Origin of the sequence: Psychrobacter okhotskensis, assembly GCF_965638355.1 — a bacterium.
GTDB classification, from domain to species: Bacteria; Pseudomonadota; Gammaproteobacteria; order Pseudomonadales; family Moraxellaceae; genus Psychrobacter; species Psychrobacter okhotskensis.
The window spans coordinates 293,144-312,799 of record NZ_OZ281822.1 but is presented as its reverse complement, the minus strand read 5'-3'; the positions used below and the strand labels follow the sequence as shown (position 1 = coordinate 312,799).

The 19,656-nt window shown below is 43.3% G+C and carries 15 protein-coding genes and 2 pseudogenes; 8 read left to right on the top strand and 9 right to left on the bottom strand.

The features are described from left to right. Nucleotides 1–5: 5 nt before the first annotated feature. Nucleotides 6–953 (bottom strand): IS256 family transposase, variant Zn-binding type, encoded by a 948-nt coding sequence (locus tag ACSUPM_RS01330; RefSeq protein WP_436880307.1) that lies wholly within the window; start codon nucleotides 951–953, stop codon nucleotides 6–8. 549 nt (nucleotides 954–1,502) lie between these two features. On the opposite strand from ACSUPM_RS01330, the gene ACSUPM_RS01325 reads away from it, so the two are divergent. The 3 genes and pseudogenes from ACSUPM_RS01325 to ACSUPM_RS01315 all read left to right on the top strand — a co-directional run. Further along, nucleotides 1,503–1,889, top strand: coding sequence for a tetratricopeptide repeat protein (locus tag ACSUPM_RS01325; RefSeq protein WP_436880107.1), 387 nt, complete (start codon nucleotides 1,503–1,505; stop codon nucleotides 1,887–1,889). A gap of 45 nt (nucleotides 1,890–1,934) precedes the next feature. After that, nucleotides 1,935–2,087, top strand: a pseudogene (locus tag ACSUPM_RS01320) (SEL1-like repeat protein); the annotation flags it as partial. Nucleotides 2,088–2,159: 72 nt separating this feature from the next. Next, nucleotides 2,160–2,276, top strand: a pseudogene (locus ACSUPM_RS01315) (tetratricopeptide repeat protein); the annotation flags it as partial. Nucleotides 2,277–2,444: 168 nt separating this feature from the next. On the opposite strand, the gene ACSUPM_RS01310 reads toward ACSUPM_RS01315, so the two are convergent. After that, nucleotides 2,445–3,647 carry a serine hydrolase domain-containing protein gene (locus tag ACSUPM_RS01310; RefSeq protein ID WP_436880106.1) on the bottom strand — a complete coding sequence of 401 codons (1,203 nt, stop codon included), beginning with the start codon at nucleotides 3,645–3,647 and terminating at the stop codon, nucleotides 2,445–2,447. Nucleotides 3,648–3,812: 165 nt separating this feature from the next. Between ACSUPM_RS01310 and ACSUPM_RS01305 the strand changes: the two genes are divergently transcribed. Then, nucleotides 3,813–4,571, top strand: a complete 759-nt coding sequence (locus ACSUPM_RS01305) for a lysozyme inhibitor LprI family protein (protein WP_101211664.1) — start codon at nucleotides 3,813–3,815, stop codon at nucleotides 4,569–4,571. Nucleotides 4,572–4,681: 110 nt separating this feature from the next. Here ACSUPM_RS01305 and ACSUPM_RS01300 read toward each other — a convergent pair whose 3' ends face one another. Together ACSUPM_RS01300 and ACSUPM_RS01295 are read right to left on the bottom strand one after the other, a co-directional pair. Beyond that, nucleotides 4,682–5,638 carry a hypothetical protein gene (locus ACSUPM_RS01300; protein WP_201578293.1) on the bottom strand — a complete coding sequence of 319 codons (957 nt, stop codon included), beginning with the start codon at nucleotides 5,636–5,638 and terminating at the stop codon, nucleotides 4,682–4,684. A gap of 151 nt (nucleotides 5,639–5,789) precedes the next feature. Further along, entirely contained in the window at nucleotides 5,790–7,925 is a 2,136-nt protein-coding gene (locus ACSUPM_RS01295) for an FAD-dependent oxidoreductase (protein ID WP_436880105.1), read from the bottom strand. 460 nt (nucleotides 7,926–8,385) lie between these two features. On the opposite strand from ACSUPM_RS01295, the gene ACSUPM_RS01290 reads away from it, so the two are divergent. Next, nucleotides 8,386–10,050, top strand: a complete 1,665-nt coding sequence (locus ACSUPM_RS01290) for an AMP-binding protein (protein ID WP_436880104.1) — start codon at nucleotides 8,386–8,388, stop codon at nucleotides 10,048–10,050. A 258-nt stretch (nucleotides 10,051–10,308) separates the two neighbouring features. On the opposite strand, the gene ACSUPM_RS01285 is transcribed toward ACSUPM_RS01290, so the two are convergent. From ACSUPM_RS01285 to hemA, 4 genes are all read right to left on the bottom strand, one after another. Further along, complete coding sequence (locus tag ACSUPM_RS01285; protein WP_201577323.1) at nucleotides 10,309–10,728, bottom strand: DUF6691 family protein; 420 nt, start codon at nucleotides 10,726–10,728, stop codon at nucleotides 10,309–10,311. 98 nt (nucleotides 10,729–10,826) lie between these two features. Then, nucleotides 10,827–11,264: a YeeE/YedE family protein gene (locus ACSUPM_RS01280; protein WP_173239535.1), complete on the bottom strand. Its 438-nt coding sequence runs from the start codon at nucleotides 11,262–11,264 to the stop codon at nucleotides 10,827–10,829. Between the two features lie 287 nt (nucleotides 11,265–11,551). After that, nucleotides 11,552–12,688: an aminotransferase class V-fold PLP-dependent enzyme gene (locus tag ACSUPM_RS01275; RefSeq protein WP_201577325.1), complete on the bottom strand. Its 1,137-nt coding sequence runs from the start codon at nucleotides 12,686–12,688 to the stop codon at nucleotides 11,552–11,554. A 330-nt stretch (nucleotides 12,689–13,018) separates the two neighbouring features. After that, entirely contained in the window at nucleotides 13,019–14,416 is a 1,398-nt protein-coding gene (hemA, locus tag ACSUPM_RS01270) for a glutamyl-tRNA reductase (protein WP_025651876.1), read from the bottom strand. A 533-nt stretch (nucleotides 14,417–14,949) separates the two neighbouring features. On the opposite strand from hemA, the gene ACSUPM_RS01265 reads away from it, so the two are divergent. The 3 genes from ACSUPM_RS01265 (at nucleotide 14,950) to ispE (ending at nucleotide 18,610) form a co-directional block, all read left to right on the top strand. After that, nucleotides 14,950–16,791, top strand: coding sequence for a tetratricopeptide repeat protein (locus tag ACSUPM_RS01265; RefSeq protein ID WP_436880103.1), 1,842 nt, complete (start codon nucleotides 14,950–14,952; stop codon nucleotides 16,789–16,791). Nucleotides 16,792–16,970: 179 nt separating this feature from the next. Further along, nucleotides 16,971–17,615: a lipoprotein insertase outer membrane protein LolB gene (gene lolB, locus ACSUPM_RS01260; RefSeq protein ID WP_101211672.1), complete on the top strand. Its 645-nt coding sequence runs from the start codon at nucleotides 16,971–16,973 to the stop codon at nucleotides 17,613–17,615. 50 nt (nucleotides 17,616–17,665) lie between these two features. After that, entirely contained in the window at nucleotides 17,666–18,610 is a 945-nt protein-coding gene (gene ispE / locus ACSUPM_RS01255; RefSeq protein ID WP_227523229.1) for a 4-(cytidine 5'-diphospho)-2-C-methyl-D-erythritol kinase, read from the top strand. Nucleotides 18,611–18,621: 11 nt separating this feature from the next. Here ispE and ACSUPM_RS01250 read toward each other — a convergent pair whose 3' ends face one another. Next, a complete protein-coding gene (locus tag ACSUPM_RS01250) occupies nucleotides 18,622–19,527 on the bottom strand; it encodes a hypothetical protein (protein WP_025651872.1) in 906 nt (301 codons plus the stop codon). Nucleotides 19,528–19,656: the final 129 nt, after the last annotated feature.

Sequence of the window (19,656 nt, the reverse complement as noted above, 5' to 3'; positions counted from 1 at the left end):
TCATGCTATTTGAGAGACTTTGACCCTAAAAAGTCTTTAATAAACCGCAACTTACGCTGCTCATTTAGACCATGATGACTGTGTAATTGTCGCTTGAGCTCGCTGAATAATCCTTCAAGAGAATTGGTGGTATTTGGTATATCTAAATGCTTATATTCTTGATAAATGAATAACCAATCACTATTGGTTCTGAGGCTACGATAAGCACTTCTAAGGCGCTTATGCGTGTACCACGTTCTACTGTTATCGTCATTGGTACTACGTTCATTGAGATAGGCTTCATGAGTCACATACCAGTGATCTAAGCGCTGTATGAACGCCTCTTTATCAAGCAGTTTTATTTCTAAAGTAAGTCGTCTAAGCTCGATACTGGCACTGTTCTTAGGTCGACGAGTGAGGTAGCGGGTCACTATTTGCACCTGATGAAACTGGCACATCTGGCAAGGGGTGCGGGTGAATAACGTACGCAGTCCTCGTCTACCATCACAGGTGATGCTTTGTATATCAACGCCTAACGATGCTAGATGATCAATTCCTTGTTTGTAGGCACTGTTGGTTTCATGACTGACTATCGCGTAGTAAAGAACGGCTTTAGTGGTATTGTCCATAAAAACCATTAAACCGAACTTACGACCGAAGTAAGTGGTGTCCATGATGATGTTAGCAGTATTCGGTCGCTTAACTTGATAGTCAATACTGACTGTGTCTAAGCGTCTTTGAATGGTTTTAAGACTACAGCTATACTTGTCAGCCAGTTGTTTGTAGGTCTGTTTGCCCTGAGTGTATTCCGTCCAAAGGGTTTGGTTATTGAGTCTTTTGCCACCTAAAAACTGCCGTTTGCAAGCTAGACATTGATACTGTTGTTTGCCTAGCTTGCGTCCGTTCTTTTTAGTGTGTTTATCACGACAAAAAGGGCAGTTTTTTGATTCATGGCTTTGATTCCTTGCAAATATAGACAGTATATAGCGTTAGACCCTACGCCAGCATGAATAATGTCCATTACACCGTATTGTTTTATTAACTTTCTCATTTCTCTACTTAATTTCCAATAAAAAATTTACCGTTATTAATAAGACAAGCGAACCGATAAGAGCTACAAACTTTCAGTATGCTAGGTTAGATACTGAGCCTACTATATCGGAAATGGAAAGTTATACGTATAGATATACTGTGGAAAACGACCAATCTAGAGTTCTTAAAGTTCACAGGAACAACCTACTAAATAAAAGCTTATATATAAGTATTGATTTTTTTTATAAACTTGCAGGTCCTGAAGAAGATAAGTATTACAGTCTAAAAGGTACGACTTTTTCTAGCGAACCTCAATACGTAAATCATCAACCTTATTGCAGTTTTAAAATCGAAGTTTATTCAAACGAAAAGACTCTCGTAACGCCAACTCGTAAATGGGGATGCATCAACCCTATGTATTATCATAAGCCTTCACTCGAACAGAGTAACTAGGTTACACACTAGTACTAAAAGGTAAAACCTATAAGCAAATGAGTACAAATCACCCTATTAAATATATAATTTCGAATAAGATTTCAATGTATCAAAAAAACATCACGCCTTTAATTCAGCCTTTAATTCAGCCTTTATTACTGGCTACAATACTATTCAGTGGTTTGTTAGCTTCTGCTTGCTCAGCGGAATCATCAAACACACCTATATTATCAAATCAAAGCACCCCTACCGAGATATACAAACTTGGGCTAGCCTACTACGAGGGCGACTCAGTTCCTGAAGATGATGACAAAGCTTTTAAACTGTTTCAAGAAGCTGCTACTAAAGGCTATGCGCCTGCTCAACATCATATAGGCATTATGTATCACGAAGGTATTGGTGTAGATCAAGATTATCACAAAGCATTTGAGTGGGTTCAGTGAGCTGCTATACAAGGATATTCTCACGCTCAAACCGACCTAGCTATTATGTACGAAAGTGGAAAAGGTATTGATCAAAACTATAAAAAGGCCATGAAGTGGTATTTGTTATCAGCTAATAATATAGATCCTAGTAGTGCTTCTGTCGATGCTCAAGGAAATATTGGTACGATGTACTATTTTGGTAGAGGCGTGCCGCAAAGCTACACCAAAGCATTGGGTTGGTACAGAAAAGCTGCCGCTCAAGATTCAGATATGGCAAAGCTTAATATTGGTGGTCTCTACGAGAATGGTTACGGCGTGCCGCAAGACTATGACACAGCTTTTGAATGGTATAAAAAAGCGGCAGATCAAGGCAATCAAGAAGCCAGTAATCGCATTGGTAGATTGGTGATGAACGATAAAATTGACGATACAGGCATCACTATCTTCAGCACCCAAGAAACTGAGTTCACATTGGGTGATATTGAAAAAATGAGCCAATGATAATGACGGTTGTATGAGTCAGTATTTTTTAGCCCATACAACCACTAATTTATGAAATGTCTAACAATCCCATCACTCCGCCAAACTATCCAACATCTTCTTCACCTCAGTGACATACTGACCCAAATCTGGCTCTAAATGAAATCCCTCTATTGGTGTGGGCAAACCTTTCTGCTTGCCAAGTCTGACGATAATTACGTTCTCTTCGGGCAGCACTAATACTCTCTGACCTAAATGACCCAGCATGGCATAAAACGGAATCGGACTGTCCATATCCGTCCACACCGAATGACCGTAAACTTGCGCTTGCCCGTCTGCAAATGCTGCGGCATTGGGCGTAATCATAAACTTAACATGTTCTTTACTGAGTAGCTGCTCGCCTTGCCACTCGCCACCGTTTAATAATAGCTGCCCAAATTTGGCAAAATCTAAAGCGCTGGCATTGAGACAGCAATATACTTTTTCGATGCTCTCTGAGCCATCAAGCGACCAATAAGCGTCACCTTGCATACCGAGTGGTTGCCAAAACTTCTCTTCTAGATAACTAGAGATGGTATAGCCATGCGGCTCTAAAGCACGCGACAAAGCTATGCCAAGCATTTGCGTATCGCCGGACGAGTATTCAAACTGGTCAACACAAGGCTCAACAAAGTCACGATTGACCATTTGCTTAACTAAATCATGACCATAATACGATTCGGCTGTAGGATTGATAGGAAAGTAATAATCTTCCGTCCAATCATAGCCCGAAGTCATCGCTGAGAAATCTGCGAGGGTACAATTTTGCGCATACTTGTTATCCGCATATTCAGGTAGCCACTTGGTAATTGGCTCATCAACGCTTGATATATAGCCATCTTCCACGGCTTTGAGATACAGCATGGTGGTGACGGTTTTTGCCATCGAGAAGCTGTTGGTATGCGAGTCGGCACTGTAACCTTGCCAATAATTTTCGTACAGCAGCTTGCCATCTTTGATAATGGCAAAGGCAACGGTTTCGTCAGTATCCAAAGCATTTTTCAAGGTAGGCGTAAGTTTGACTTGCCCAAAGTTAGCATCTTTGTCCCATTCAATAGTATCTTTTGCGCGGATAGTACGGTTATCAAAATCGACATAATCATCGATATTGGCGGTATTTTCACCTTTCAGATAAGTGAGCTGTAAGCCACGAAAAATATAAGCGTTGCCTGTCACCACTAAGCCTAAGCTGATAATAATGAGTAGCGCTACAATAGGCAAAACGATCCATTTAAACAGGGTCTTTAACACTACCATTATAAAATCCTTTTTTATGGCGTGAGTGATGAGTACGATTGAGTGTTGCTGATAGGTTTAGCGTAGCATTTATAGGTTATTTAATAGTGACAATGCTATATTCATATTCAGCTTTAGAACAATAGTATCAATTTTCGAAATTAAGCATTAAACGATGAGAATAACATGAAAAAATCAGCCGTAGCTATCATTACCACTTTAGGTGTTTGTCTACTATCTACTTATGCAAATTCAGCAAGTTTTGATTGTAAAAAAGCGACTACTTGGGTAGAAAAAACCATTTGCGAAAGCACTGAGCTATCCAAGCTTGATGAAGCGATGGCAAAGAAATATAAAAATGATCTCATTAACGAGTCAAATGATAAAGACAGTAAAGATTGGGTGATTTATGAGCAACGAACATGGCTAAAGTTCCAACGTAATACCTGTAAAGATACATCGTGTCTTATCCGTGAGTATAAAGAGTATATTGAAGAAAAAAGTCATGATGCTTTGTCTAAAAGTGATTCAAGCAAGCCGAATCGTTCCGATTTACCTAGCAAAAATGCGTTTGGTAAATTTTCAGAGTCTACTCAAATCTCAATGTATAATCCAGATACTGAGCGTTGGGATGATGCCGAAGAAGCTGAAAACTCTATATCCATTCATAAAGTCGCTAACAAGCCTTACCTTGCCATAATTGAAGGCGTTTTAATTTTTACCAATGCGCATACCTGTGAGATTGAAGTTAGTAAGGCAACATGGTCACAGAATCACTGGGTTATCAGTGATGAGCAGCAAAACGAAGCTACTGAATTGCATTTATACCCAGCATCTCATAAAGGCAAAACGCAGTTAGTGTTAACAGATCCTGATAATCAATTTAGAGAGCGGCATTGTGGTATGCGAGGTTATTTTGACGGTATTGTATTAGAACGTGAGTAAAAAGAGTTTGTCTGTTCGAACTTTCGGAGCAACGATAAGCTAAACTTTATCTATATTGAAATTAAAAATATTAAGTCAAAACGCGGGGTTAAAAACCCAGCCTACGCTTGCTAATCGCTATAACTTTCTCTATATTTAATTTTAGTCTCCAGTATCTTTTCGAGATGCTTAATAAATACTTTAGTCTCAGGTCTACTATGCTCGTCAGTAATCACTAAACCTCCTATCGAGACATAGCAGACACCACCAAACTTGGTGGGTAGCAGGTTATTCCAACTACAGTTAAGATCTTTTTCTAGTTTTACCGTTTGCCAATATTCCGACAGATAATAATCTCCTGCTAAAGATTGCCACGTACAAATTTGAGATTCAGTTATGCTTGATCGTATCGCTAATGGGGTCTGAAAAAGAGCTTCTTTATGCAGTCCATCAAATGCTCGGACAACAAAGTCAGCAGGATAATTTGGGAACATGTTTCTTTCTCTCGATCGGCGCATGTCTTGTGCCTGCTGCGTCTGGAAGGCTTGAATAGAGCTAAGAACCATTTGATCCACCATTTTAGCTTCCATATCTCTTATGGGCTTTGAATATAAGGCATCTAAAAGCCCTACGTCAGTCAACCATATGGACAAACGACCGATAATTCTTTCATCGTCTTCCTCTCTTACGCCACCATACATACTGACGCTAATTCTATAATTATCAAATACCCATTCACAGTGTTCTACTACATTATCACTATAGTAATGGCTATCGGAGGAATAATCTGATCCTTGTCCTAAATAGGCTGTAAGCTTTTTAATAACTTGTTGCCTATTGAGTAGTTGTGCTGGAATATTAATCCATATTGAATCAATCAGTCGGTCATCATCTACTGCACTAAAATGACAGTGAGCAACATTAAGAGTCCAAAACTTAGGTAGTTTTATGGTGACTATTTCAGGCATATAGCTTGCCTCATTAGAAAGAGTCATCGTGTCTTTCTCAGGGAGTTGAGACTTAACGTCAGCTAACTTGTCACCCCATTTAAAATTTACGTCACCAAATTGAAAATTTTCTTTTCTCATATCTCTTAGCCTTTACCCAAATAGTGATTTAAAGACAAATATAACTTTTTACGCTCTTCTAAAGAGCGAATAATTGCAAACTATTTAAACAAAAAAAACGGCAAGATAATTAATCTCGCCGTTTCTGTATTCACTACAAAAAATCAAACCCTCAAATACTCGCCGCAACCTCTGCCCCATCACGAATGGCACGTTTAGCATCCAGTTCAGCAGCCAGTTTCGCCCCACCAATCAAATGATATTGCGCGTCTGGCGCATCGCCAACATTTGGCATCAGCTCAACTACCGACTCTTGACCGGCACAGACGACCACGCTATCGACACGCAGCAGCTGGCTTTGGCCTTGCGGATTGGTGACCCAAATGCCCTCGTTGGTGATTTTATTGTACTGCGCACCCGATACTTGGATGACGCCGTGTGATTTAACGTGTGCGCGATGTACCCAGCCTGAGGTTTTATTGAGACCTGCGCCTAAGCGGCCTTTGGTGCGCTGCATCAGATACACTTGGCGAATTGGCTTGATGCCTTCAGGACGGATTAAACCGCCATCGCTTTGATAGTTAGTATCGTCAGTGACGCCCCACTCTGCGCGCCACTCGCTGATAGACTGCGGCTCAGGGCGGTAGCTTGGGTCTTTTAAGGTCTCAGGGCCGAGCTCATCTAAAGGCTGACCATGACGCGCGGTTAGATATTCGCTGACATCGAAGCCAATACCGCCAGCGCCGATGACTGCCACCGTATCGCCGACTGATTTTTCACCAGAGAGCAATTCGGCATAGCTCATCACTTGTGGCAGCTCAGCACCTTCTAGCTTGCCTTCTAAGCTTCTTGGTACTACGCCTGTCGCAACGATGACATGATGGAACTTGGCTTTCTCAAGCATGGCTTTATCGACTTTGCTATTGAGTTTAATCTCAACGCCTAAGTGCTCAAGCTCATTGATATAGTAGCGAATGGTCTCAAAGAATTCTTCTTTACCAGGGATGACTTTGGCGTAATTAAACTGCCCGCCTAAGATGTCTTTTGCTTCAAATAAGGTAACGTCATGCCCACGTAGCGCGGCAACGTGAGCCGCTGACATACCAGCAACACCACCACCGATGACGGCGACTTTTTTCGGCTTTTTGGTTTTCTTATAAACCAATTCTGTCTCGTAACAAGCTTGTGGATTGACCAAACACGTTGAGCGTTTATTTTCAAAAGTATGATCAAGACAGGCTTGGTTACAGGCGATACAGGTATTGATGCGATCGGCTTGGCCTTCTTTAGCTTTGTTGACCCAATGCGGATCCGCTAAAAACGGACGCGCCATTTGAATCATGTCGGCTTGCCCACTGGCGACGATATCTTCAGCGGTTTCAGGCATATTGATACGGTTGGCTGCCATCATTGGGATGCTGATATGTTTTTTAATCTCAGCAGTGAAATCTACAAAAGCCGCGCGCGGTACGCTAGTGACAATGGTTGGAACACGCGCTTCATGCCAGCCGATACCCGTATTCATGATGGTTACACCCGCTTCTTCTAGCGCCTTGGCAACGATGATAACTTCATCCATGACGTTGCCGTCTTTGACCAAATCAATGACTGACAAGCGGAATAGGATAATAAAATCTTCACCCGTCGCTTCGCGAACCGCTTTTACCACATCAACCGCAAACTTCATGCGATTTTGAATATCACCGCCGTATTCGTCAGTACGTTTATTGACATGACGCGATAAAAACTGATTGAGCAAATAGCCTTCAGAGCCCATGATTTCGACACCGTCATAACCCGCTTGTTTGGCTAATTTGGCGCAGCGTGCGTAATCTTCGACCGTTTGCTCAATGTTCTTGATACTCATTTTGCGTGGTTTAAACGGCGTGATTGGTGACTTAATCGGACTGGATGACACCGAAAATGGATGGTAGCCATAACGACCACTATGCAGGATTTGCATGATGATTTTGCTGTCATATTTATGTGCCGCACGGGTCACACGCTGATGATTGATGACGTCCGCTCTGGTATTCATGGTGCCGCCAGCAGGCAACAACCAGCCTTCGCGATTGGGTGAAATACCACCGGTAATCATCATCGCCACGCCGCCTTTGGCACGCTCTGCGAAGTATGCTGCCAGCTTACCGTAATTATAAAAACGGTCTTCAAGCCCTGTGTGCATCGAGCCCATAACCATGCGGTTTTTAAGCGTGGTAAAGCCCAAATCTAACGGCTCAAATAAATGCGGATAGTGTTCGTTGGTGCTAGCGGTCTCAATAGAATTGGCAGTGCGGCTGGCGGTCATATCATTTTCCTTATGAATGGTTTGTTGATCTAAAAACAGTCTAAAGTTTTACATGACTGGTATCGTAACACACCGCTATTATTATCAGCTACGCAGACGAGCGACTGATGAGTGAACACTATATCGACAACCCTATTTAATTGCGCACTTCTATAGCATTAAGTTAAGTAAAAGCCACAAAATCAGCCCAATATCGCCCTGTCTTTGGCTATAATGAAGACTAGGGCGTGTCCTCATTTTGAAAATGGTGTTTAAAATGAGATAAATTGCAGCCAAATAAGGAAAATAGCGCAGATAATATCGAGATACTGACTAGCTATTTGACGCAGTTTGGCAAGATTTAACCATTTTTAGCCCATTCAGACACTTTCGTTCAGATTGAGGACATGCCTTAGATACCAATAGAAAAACCCTGAGCTATAAAATAGCCACATTCAAAATGCGATAAAGGACTATCTCCATGACCGACTTTCATACAGGTCTCGGCAAAACCCCTGCCAACTATCAACCGCTAACTCCCATCGATTTTATCATTCGCAGCGCGCAGGTTTATCCTGACAAAACTGCGATTATCTATGATGACCTAGAGCACAATGACCTCACGCAGACATGGCAACAGACTTACGATCGTTGTCGGCAACTGGCTGACGGCCTGCGTAAACTCGGTATTGATAAAAATGATACCGTCGCAGTCATGATGCCGAACACCCCAGCGATGGTCGAATGTGCATTTGGTGTACCCATGTCAGGCGGCGTACTTTGTACCTTAAACACCCGTCTCGATATCAATGCGCTTACCTTTTGTCTGCAACACTCAGAAGCCAAAGTGCTGATTTTGGACAGCGAATTTGCTGAGCATGCTGAGATAATTGACGAAACTTTTCCTAACTTAATCATCATTCATGCAACCGATGCTGCTGTCGATACCGAGCATTTTGGGCAAATGACTTATGACGAGCTACTTGCCAGCTCCGACAGTTTAGACAATTGGGAAAAACCATTAGACGAATGGGATGCCATTGCCCTCAATTATACCTCTGGTACCACGGGTAAACCCAAAGGGGTGGTCTATCATCATCGCGGTGCGACGCTCAATGCGCTCTCTAATATTTTAGATTGGGATATGCCTAAGCACCCCATGTATCTGTGGACGCTGCCATTGTTTCATTGTAATGGTTGGTGTTTCCCATGGACGATCGCTGAGCGTGCTGGGGTCAATGTCTGCTTGCGTAAGATTGACGCTGATTTAATTTTGCAGCTAATTGCTAAGCATAAAGTCAGCCATTATTGTTCAGCGCCTGTGGTACATAATATGATTGCTGGCGGCAAACCTGAATATAAAGAAGCGATTAACCATGAAGTGCATGGCTGGGTCGCTGGTGCGCCGCCGTCTGAAACTATGCTTGCCGCTATGGAAGCAATGGGCTTTCATATCTCCCATGTTTATGGTCTTACTGAGGTTTATGGGCCGGTCACCGTCTGTGCAGAACAAGAAGAATGGGATACGCTTGATGTCGCGGCCCGTGCACAAAAGAAATCGCGCCAAGGCGTAGCTTCTCACTTGATGAGCGGCTTTGATGTGTTTAAGCAAGGTACGATAGAGCCAGTCAAAGCCGATGGCGAAGAAATGGGCGAGCTGGCCCTGCGTGGCAATATGGTGATGAAAGGTTATCTAAAAAGCCGCAAAGCAACCGAAGTCGCCTTTGCTGACGGCTGGTTTCGCACCGGTGATTTGGGCGTAAAATACCCCGATGGCTATATCAAAATCATGGACAGGCTTAAAGACGTTATTATCTCCGGCGGTGAAAACATCTCTAGTATTGAAGTCGAAAACATCCTATATAAAATGCCAGAAATTCAAAGCTGTGCCGTTGTCGCCGCACCGCATGATAAATGGGGCGAAGTACCCGTTGCCTTTATCGAAATTCATGAAGGCAGCACCTTACAGCGTGATACCGTTATAGAGCATTGTAAGCAGCATCTCGCTGGTTTTAAAGTCCCTAAATATGTTGTTTTTGCCGAAATACCTAAGACCAGCACGGGTAAAGTACAGAAGTTTGAGCTGCGTCAAGCCGCCAAATCATTGGCACATGAAACGCCTAAAGTCACGGCCAGTACTAAATAATAGCTTTTGAGAAACTTGCGCTTTGAGAAACATGCATAAAAAAGGGTCAGTCTAATCATTAGGCTGACCCTCTTTTCTTTAATTAAAAACATAAAACTTATTATTATAGGCGGTCCGCCATAACATGAACACAGAGATACTGGTATTAATTTTGCGCAGCCTCTGTCTGCATGGGCACAGCAAGCAAGGAAAATTAATATCAGTAGCGCGTTATAATACTGGTACTGATTTTATTTAGGACTGACTATAACCAAACGACTAATCAAGCTTAGGTTCAAGCCATTGATAAACTAGCATGCCGACGATCATCGCTGGGATAAAGACATAGGCCTGCCATTGTCCTGTCCCAAGTAGCACGATACCCGGTCCTGGGCAAACACCCACCAAGCCCCAGCCGATACCAAAGAGCATCGCCCCGACTAGCAACTTCTTATTAATATCAGTTTTAGTTGGCATCTCGATTAAGGTGCCAATCCAGCTATTCTTTTGGCGCTTAGCGAATTGCACGCCGACCATTGCCACTATCAATCCGCCACCCATCACCAGTGCTAGAGAAATATCCCATGCACCAAAAACGTCCAAGAATCCTTGGACTTTCACAGGATCAGTCATGCCTGATATCAGCAGCCCCAAGCCAAATAATAGCCCAGCCAGTAATCCAATTATATTTTTTAGCATTATTGTGTCTCGCACTTAACATGTTAATCCAAGCTGTTATAAGCAGCTTTTATAAATAGTATTAACGCCGCCTGAGCAACGTGCCGCCTATGAGCTATTTAAATCATGCCTAAGACATGCCGACCAAGATAAACCGTCATAACACCAAAGAGCATAAAGGTTACTGTTGCTACCATCGAGCGTGGTGACAGGCGTGCATTACCGCAGATTCCATGACCGCTGGTACAGCCTGAGCCCAAACGCGTACCGAAGCCGACCAGCAATCCTGCCCCAATTAATAATGGCAAAGAGGTACTCATCTCTACATCAGGTAACGGTCTTCCTAGACTATATAGTATCGGTGAGACAACCATGCCAACTATGAACAATACCTGCCACATCTCTACCTGCTTGGGTTTCAGCAGATTTGAGAAAATACCACTGACACCAGCGATACGCCCAATACCTAATAGTAGAATAACTGTCGCTACACCCAGTATCAGACCACCCACTAAGGAGATAGGCGTAAATGCTTGCCAGTCTATTTGTATATTCATAATATTTACCTAGCTTGCTTGTTTTCTCAGTTGCTTAATTGCTTAGTTGCTTAATTCATTGATAAGTAACTAACTCATATGACAGCTTTCGATTTATTAAAAAACATTATATTATAAAATATAATAAAAAGGTAAAAAAATACTGAACCTATTGTTATAAAGGCTCAGTATTTTTAAGTTGAACATACCTTTTGCAAAAATTTGAGTAGTAAGTAAAACAAGCGTAAGCACTACACCAAGTAGGCTAAGTAAGTTTTACGCAGCTAATCATATTTTTTGGATAGGTACTATTTCGCCAATACTTTATCAAGCGCGGTTTCAAAACGCGTTACCGCCCCATCAATATCAGTCAATTTATCTAGGCCAAACAAGCCCAAACGGAAGGTTTTAAAGTTTTCTGGTTCGCCAACTTTTAATGGTACACCAGCGGCGATTTGCAAGCCCGCTTCAGCAAAAGCGCTACCTTTATGCATGTCATCACGCTCAGTATAAGCCACCACAACGCCCGGCGCTTTAAAGCCTTCAGCTGCAACGCTTTCGGCGCCTTTGTCTTCTAGTACTTTACGAATACGGTTGCCAAGCTCCCACTGCGCCTCAGACAGTTTGTCGAAGCCAACTTCTTTGGCCTCATTAATAGTATCGCGGAACTGACGCAGGCCATCGGTTGGCATCGTTGCATGGTAAGCATGACCACCATTTTCATAGGCGCGCATGATGTTTAACCATTGCTTAAGATCGAGACTAAAGCTATCAGATTCTGTGCTCTCGACTTTTTTGACTGCAGCATCGCTAAGCATGACAAGACCGGCACAAGGGGTGCTGCTCCAGCCTTTTTGTGGCGCGCTGATGAGTACGTCAATGCCCAAGGCTTTCATATCGAGCCATACACAACCTGATGCGATGCAATCGATGACCAATAAGCCACCAACGCTATGGACGGCTTCGCCCAATGCTTTGATATAGTCATCTGGTAAAATGATACCGGCTGAGGTTTCGACGTGCGGAGCAAAGACAATGGCGGGTTTTTGTTCTTTTATTTTTGCTACAGCGACGTCGATATCGACTGGTGTAAATGGCTTTGGCGCTTCCGTATCTTCCGTACGATCAGCGGTTAATACCGTCGATGACTTAGCAATATTGCCTTTTTCTAAGATTTGCGTCCAACGATAGCTAAACCAGCCATTACGGATAATCAGACAATCTTCATCCTTTGCCAATTGACGCGCGACAGCTTCCATCCCATAAGTGCCAGAACCCGGCACGATAGCAACGGCATCGGCGTTATAGACTGACTTTAGCTCACTAGATAAGTCGTTCATTACTTGTTGAAAGACCTTGGACATATGGTTAAGGGCGCGGTCAGTGTAAACCACTGAATATTCTAATAGGCCATTTGGATCAATATCTTGACGTAATGCAGTCATGGAACGCTCCTAGTTTATGGTTAGATAATTTGATGGCGCTTAAGTCTCAGTACAGCCATATCCAAATATGGATAAAGCCTAGGTATTAATACCGGATAAGAAACCAGAAAGCGACTAAATAGGCTAAAAATGAATATTGATAAAGCCTATAAACACTAAGCCAATATATTCATAGCCACACGCTTAGTGAACACCAGTACGGTATCTTAATCCAAACCATTTAATTAATGAGAGCTTGATATTAGCACTGATACCGAGGGTTGACAACGATACGTCTAGGCAATGATATGACTTGCACTGTTGACCGTTTATTGGTAAATGCGGCGCTCATCAACGTCGACGATTGGTATCTTTTAGCCCTGAGACAACGAAATCTAACAATTCACTATCCCCTTCGCGCGCCGCTTTGCGCATCAGCTTGGATGGCGCATGGGTCAAGGTTTGAGTTAAGCGTCTCGACAGCTCGGTGATGATATCTTCAGGGCTAGCACCTTCAGCGTTCAGCTTAGCAATGGATTCATTGAGCAATTTATCCACTTGGTCGTGGGTACGCTCGCGATACTGCTGAATGTCTTTGCCGACTTGGCGCACTTGAAAGCGTCGATCCATTTCAACGACCAATTGACTAACGAGCAGCTCCGCATCTACTGCTGCTTGCCGACGCTGTTCAATATTGCCCGCGATGACATGTTGCAAGTCATCGACAGAATACAGATACACATCATCGATACGGCTCACGGTCGAATCGATATCACGTGGCACCGCCAAGTCTATCATCAGCATTGGCTGATAACGGCGACGTTTCAGCGCTTGCAACGTCATGGTTTTATCAATCAATAAATCCATACTACCACTACAACTACTCACAATATCGGCTTCCGCCAACACTTGCGGCAACTCTTGCAAAGCTCTGACTTCCACACGTCGTCCAGGCTTGCGCAGTTCAGCCGCTAGAGCCTCAGCACGCTCAGGATTGCGGTTACAAATAATCACCCGCCCTACCCCAAGTCCGGCAATATGAGTGGCGACTAGACGATTCATTTCACCAGCGGCGACCACCAACAGAGTACGATTGGGCAAGTCATCAAAAATCTGCGTGACCAGCTTGGCAGCAGCGAAGCTAAGCGATACTGCTTGAGCGCCAACCTTGGTCTCATTACGTACCCGTTTGGCAGCAGCAAACACCTGATCGACGATCCAGCCTAGCTGATTGCTCAAGGCTTTTTGATCTTGCGCCAGATGTACAGAGCGCTTAATTTGACCGAGTATCTGCGGTTCGCCCAATATCATAGAGTCCAGCCCAGCAGCGACGCGCAGCCAATGAGTCAGCGCATGAGTATCACGGTGCACATAAAGATAAGGGTCAATCTCTGCAAGCGACAATTGCTTAAAGTTAGCCAGCCAAGTTTTAATCTTCATGATATGGGCGCTGACGGCCGCTGAGGAGACAGTATTGTTGAGCGCCATATTGTTAGGCTTACCACTAGAGTCACTGCCAGAAGAGGATAACTTGGCATCATCGACATTTGGCTGTGCTGGCACAAACAAGGTCTGCGGCACGATGGCATAAATCTCAGTGCGGTTGCAGGTGGAGACGATCACGCTGCCATCAGTAAAGGCCTCTAATTGCTCAAGGGCAATAGTCACGTCTTCACCCACGAGCGCCAAGCGCTCTCGTAGAGCGACTGGTGCGGTTTTGTGATTGACCCCAATGACCACTAATCTCATTATTGATAGACCATAAATATAACGCTCACCTGCCAGTCAAGCATGCGTATCGTTTGCCAGAAGCAGTTTTTGTAAGTTAAAAGGCAGTTTTTAGCAGACAGCGCTTAAAGGAAAACCTAAAATCGCTTATTATATCATTATTGCCAGCTTTATTTAATACTCGCCCACCTGTGATGACTATTTGCTTGTATCTGGTTGACTGTATCTGGGCGCATGAGTAACAAATCAACTACCTCATAAACTTTTAAGACGATTATTTGAGTAACACGGGCGCTATTGTTTATCCCCTCAATCTAATCTTATAATGTTGGTCATGGGTACTGGCTACCGATGTCTGTTTTAAAATCAACACGATAAAATTGCCTTATGAATGGGTAAACAATAGGTGTATACGGCTATTTATGATTTTTTTTGAGTCATCATTTCGATCACAACTTGTGCATAACGATCAATCTAGCCTTCGCGCTTTATTACACGTCATTATTGAACGTCTATGCCAACGTTATAAGCTAACATTATCGTTGGCCATTTGCTTGTGCCTAGCCTCACCCACTCAGGCCAATCCGCTCGACCCATCTGATATTCATAACAGTCAATCCTCAGTAAACCAGCCTTCAGCCGCAATGATGAATACAGATGCGGCTAATCGCGAATGGTCTATCAAGGATTATGATGTCGATAATACATTTGCCAATGAGCCAACACAGAATGAGTCAACAACGACCGTAACCAGCGTAGCAAATGTAAATAGCTTAGCACCGACGATTGCCGCACAACCGACGCTGACAGAACCAAGCTTATATGCGCTTTTGGACGCAGAATTTGCTGCTGATCGCAACGATACACGCCGGGCCGTGACGATTTATAAGCAGCAATCCTTTAAAGAAGATGCGACCGCAGTGTTTGAGCGCGCGCTTAGCTTATCTTTGCGTAATGAAGGTATCGAGGACTCCTTGCAGTTTGCCAAAACGTGGCAAGACCAAAACCCCGATCATGTACCAGCATGGTTTTACGTGGCGCATTTGGCCTTGCGTGCGCACGACTATCTGTTGGCGGGTGAGACCTTAAATCGTATCTTGCGTTATGACCCTAGGGCAGACTTAAGTGAAATTCTTATCGGCATTTATCCCAACACTGATGATGACAAGCGTGAATTACTCGCCGCCCTACAGCCACTGGATAGTGAACAAAATGCCTCGTTGTCGGTGTTAAAAGCAGGCTTGCTTTACCAATTCAACGAACCTGAGATCGCCATCGTCCATATCAATCGCGCGCTGGAGCGTCAGCCTGACTATGTGCCTTTTATTACCCTAAAAGCCGATATATTGCGCAAAATAGAAGCGCCAGAGACGGTGATTAACTATGTCAGCCAAGCGCGCCTGCGTAACCCCGACAGCAAAAACTTATACCTATATGAGATTCGCTACTTATTGGATCTGAAACAAAGCGAGCAAGCGTGGCAGCTATTACTAGCGGCGCACAATCGCTTTAGTGATGATGCTGAGATTACCTTATTGGCCGCATTGGTCAGCTTAGACATCGAAGAATATCCTAGTGCTGATCGGCTACTCAATATGTTAGCAAAAAGCCCCGCTTACCTTGACCAAGCTTATTATTACCTTGGTATCAGTGCCGAGCGCCAACAACGCTTTGAGCAAGCCAAATACTATCTCAATGGCGTCATGCAAGAAGACTTGGTGCTAGAAGCACGTAAAAAAGTCGTTGGTTTTGAATTGCTTAACGATGACGTAGAAGCAGCCATCGCCACCCTAGAGAAACTACGCAAAGAATTTAGCGTCTTTGCCCCTGATACTTATGTGTTACAAGCTGATATTTTGTGGCAACAGAATGAGCCAGATGAAGCGTTACGTTTATTGACGCGGGCAGTGCGAAAGTATCCTAATAGTGAGATGCTACTGTTCGCCCGTGCCCAGCTGTTAGATGATAAAGACGACTACGTGGTCAAACGCACTTTGCTCAATCACTTGCAAGCGCTCGATCCTAACAACCTCTCTTATCAGCTCAGTTACGCTCAGCTATTGCTGGCCAACGAGCGTAGCTCTGCGCAAGGCTTGGCGCTAGCGACAGCGATTATCCAAATCCGCTACGATGATCCGCGTTACGATAACGAGCTGCATCTGCAAGCGCTCAACGTACTAGCAAGTAATGCCTTGGCCAATGAAGACTATCGCCAAGTGATTGACTATCTACAAACCCCTTACGACGTCTTACCGACTCTACGCTCAGGAACGCTGTTGCTGCGTGCTTATCAAGGTCTGGGCGATAATGACAAAGTCGACGCCTTACTCGCCGACCTACAGCAGCGCTTCTCGTTTGGGCAACACAATGTTAATGACCGCATACAGCTGTATTAACAGCGGTTTGGATTATCTTCAATCAATATTTTTTATAAATAATCAGTTATACCATTACGCCAGCCATTCAAGCACAAGTTATCAAAGCTACAAGGCACTTATAAGAAGCTAACAGCGGCGTATAAATGGGTAACAAATTCAGCTTAAGCTATTATCTTTGTTAATTTTGAGGAAGTATCATGTCAGTATTACAAACAATCCCTTTTCAAGCCAATAAACTGGGTCTATTGACGGCTTTGACAGCAGCCATTTTGGTGACGACTGGCTGTCAATCGTTAAAAGCTAACAGTGGCACAAACCAGCCTAGTAGTACCGTACAGGGACAAAGCGTCCAGCAACCACAAAAGCTTGAGAGCTTCAATATTACCGGTAAAATTGGCGTTACGACACCTGCTAATGATGCTAACGGTGCTCAAGGCGGCAGTGCTTTTTACGCGTGGGGACAACAAAGCGACCGCTTTGCGATTGAGTTGATTGGCGCGCTAGGCATTGGCAAAACCAACATCGAATATAATGGTCAATCAGCGACCTTAGTCAGTGAAAAGACCGGAACCTTAACTGCTGCTGATCCTGAAACCTTGCTCAAAAAAGCGACTGGCTGGCAAGCGCCGATATCCCAAATGCCGTATTGGATATCTGGTCGCCCAGCGCCTTCCGATAGCGCACCACAGCTTGATGCTCAGAACCGTTTAATCAGTTCAGTTAATGGTGAGTGGAATGCCAGCTTTACGTATAAAGGCAATGATAAACTGCCTAACAAAATCAGTGCCGTACAATCACAAGGCAATAAAGTCGTCATGACGATTGACCATCAGAATCGTTAAAGCATTGAGATATTGAGACATTCATAAATCAAATGGCGATGCAAAATAATATGAGCGCTAAAACGACCATCACTCGCTTATCCCCAGCAAAAATCAATCTGTTTTTGCACATTACTGGTAAGCGTACTGATGGCTATCATGATTTGCAAACCGTTTTTCGCCTGCTCGATTGGGGCGATTATTTGCACTTTTCGGTCACAGAGGATGCCGTCATTTCTACGGCTGATAATCGGTTAGATGCCAATAAACTTTGTCATCATCTACTGATATTGACTGGCGCAGACGCAATAACGGTCAGCATTGAAGACAATCTCATTTTTAAAGCCGCACGCGCATTGCTAGCGTTTGCCATAGAATCAACCAAACTACCTAAGCAACTAGCGTCAGTGCAAATTACTCTAGACAAGCATTTGCCGATGGGTGCAGGCTTGGGTGGTGGTTCGTCCAATGCCGCGACAACTCTACTAACATTAAATGAGATTTGGCAGCTGAATTTAACATGTGAGGAGCTTATAGAAATCGGTGCAAAAGTGGGTGCGGACGTACCCATATTTATCTTTGGGCAAGATGCGATTGCGATGGGTATTGGCGAGGAGCTGACAGCGATTGATTTGCCTGAGCAGCAGTATTTAGTGCTAACACCAAACGCGCATGTGAATACCGCCAAACTGTTCGCCCATCCTGAATTACAGCGCGATATTACGCCACTGTCAATTGAGACGATTAAAAATCAGTCTAATGACTATGATCAACATTTAAATGCGCCTTACCAAAATGTCTTTACGCCCGTGGTTATCAGCCTTGCCCCTGCTGTCGATGAAGCGCTTCAGTATTTGCAACGTTTAGAAGAGCAAGCACTAGGAACATCACGAATGACTGGCTCTGGTAGTGCGGTATTTTTGCCGTTAGATGTGAATGTTGCTAGTGATAAGGCACTCTTGGCAAAGTGGATTAAATGTGCGCCTTGTGAAGGGTATGTAGTTAGGAGTTTGTAGCTAGTCATTTTTTACAATTCAGAGCTTGGTTTCGATAATATAACCAGTACATACCAACATATTCCAGCTAAACCAAGATATAGCACTGATAGACCAAATTTATGAATGGCAAAGTGAATTATGCCAGCCAAAGCAGCACAAATGGCTACCGTCAAAAATAGAATAATTCCAATTGCACCAGCGCAACCCGCTTCATTAGCGGCTAATTCTTGAGATTTCTTTAGCGTTTGCTCTTCTTCAATAGACCTTTTAGGCGTGGCTTTTCTAAGCCGCTTATCATGTTTGTAGAACCAGTAACTAGGAAAACCAAATAGTAGGAACGTTAAAAACCATTGACGACGATCTGTACGCTGCTCTGCCCTAAAATAAGCAAGCTGATCTTCGTATCTGTATAGCTTCTTGCCATCAACACTGATTTCATATACGACATTACCAATCCAGGTACCTGGCTGATAGAGAATATTCGCGGTTTGTCCAGAATAACCATAGGCTTGACTACAACTATCACGGTCATAATATTTACAATGTAGCCTTGTATCCCTAATTAGTAATGATGATGACGTGTTCTTACCTACTCGACGGTTAAATGGCTCATCTGGAATAACCCCACTCACTTGTTCTAGCTTAGTTTTATCTTCAGCAATTTTTGTAAAAGATATACTTGAGTTAAAGAGAAATGTAATAATTATAATAAATGGTATGATACCGGTAATAACATTATACCCATTACTCGAAATAACAGGCTTAAGGTAGGTTCGCGTTACTAGAGCAGATAAAATTAAAAAGAAAAGCATATAGGCTGAAACCATAGAGTCAGCGATAAAAACACCTATCACTGGAAATACTATCGCGTAAACTAAACTTGTATAAAAAAACTGCTTAGGCGTTGGTTTAACGAACCACTGTTTTATACCCAAGAAACTATCCCTTATTGGCTATTTATATAAATATAATTATTTGACTTCTATTGTATGTAATTTAAAGAACTGTAGACATTAAGTATAAAGAATTTTTTTATATTTTAAAAAATGTTGCTCTAGACAAAC

Excerpts from the sequence above, each read along its gene's own strand:
- ACSUPM_RS01325 (WP_436880107.1), top strand. The coding sequence starts at position 1,503 with ATGAGTACAAATCACCCTATTAAATATATAATTTCGAATAAGATTTCA.
- ACSUPM_RS01310 (WP_436880106.1), bottom strand. The coding sequence starts at position 3,647 with ATGGTAGTGTTAAAGACCCTGTTTAAATGGATCGTTTTGCCTATTGTA.
- ACSUPM_RS01305 (WP_101211664.1), top strand. The coding sequence starts at position 3,813 with ATGAAAAAATCAGCCGTAGCTATCATTACCACTTTAGGTGTTTGTCTA.
- ACSUPM_RS01300 (WP_201578293.1), bottom strand. The coding sequence starts at position 5,638 with ATGAGAAAAGAAAATTTTCAATTTGGTGACGTAAATTTTAAATGGGGT.
- ACSUPM_RS01295 (WP_436880105.1), bottom strand. The coding sequence starts at position 7,925 with ATGACCGCCAGCCGCACTGCCAATTCTATTGAGACCGCTAGCACCAAC.
- ACSUPM_RS01290 (WP_436880104.1), top strand. The coding sequence starts at position 8,386 with ATGACCGACTTTCATACAGGTCTCGGCAAAACCCCTGCCAACTATCAA.
- ACSUPM_RS01285 (WP_201577323.1), bottom strand. The coding sequence starts at position 10,728 with ATGCTAAAAAATATAATTGGATTACTGGCTGGGCTATTATTTGGCTTG.
- ACSUPM_RS01280 (WP_173239535.1), bottom strand. The coding sequence starts at position 11,264 with ATGAATATACAAATAGACTGGCAAGCATTTACGCCTATCTCCTTAGTG.
- ACSUPM_RS01275 (WP_201577325.1), bottom strand. The coding sequence starts at position 12,688 with ATGACTGCATTACGTCAAGATATTGATCCAAATGGCCTATTAGAATAT.
- hemA (WP_025651876.1), bottom strand. The coding sequence starts at position 14,416 with ATGAGATTAGTGGTCATTGGGGTCAATCACAAAACCGCACCAGTCGCT.
- lolB (WP_101211672.1), top strand. The coding sequence starts at position 16,971 with ATGTCAGTATTACAAACAATCCCTTTTCAAGCCAATAAACTGGGTCTA.
- ispE (WP_227523229.1), top strand. The coding sequence starts at position 17,666 with ATGAGCGCTAAAACGACCATCACTCGCTTATCCCCAGCAAAAATCAAT.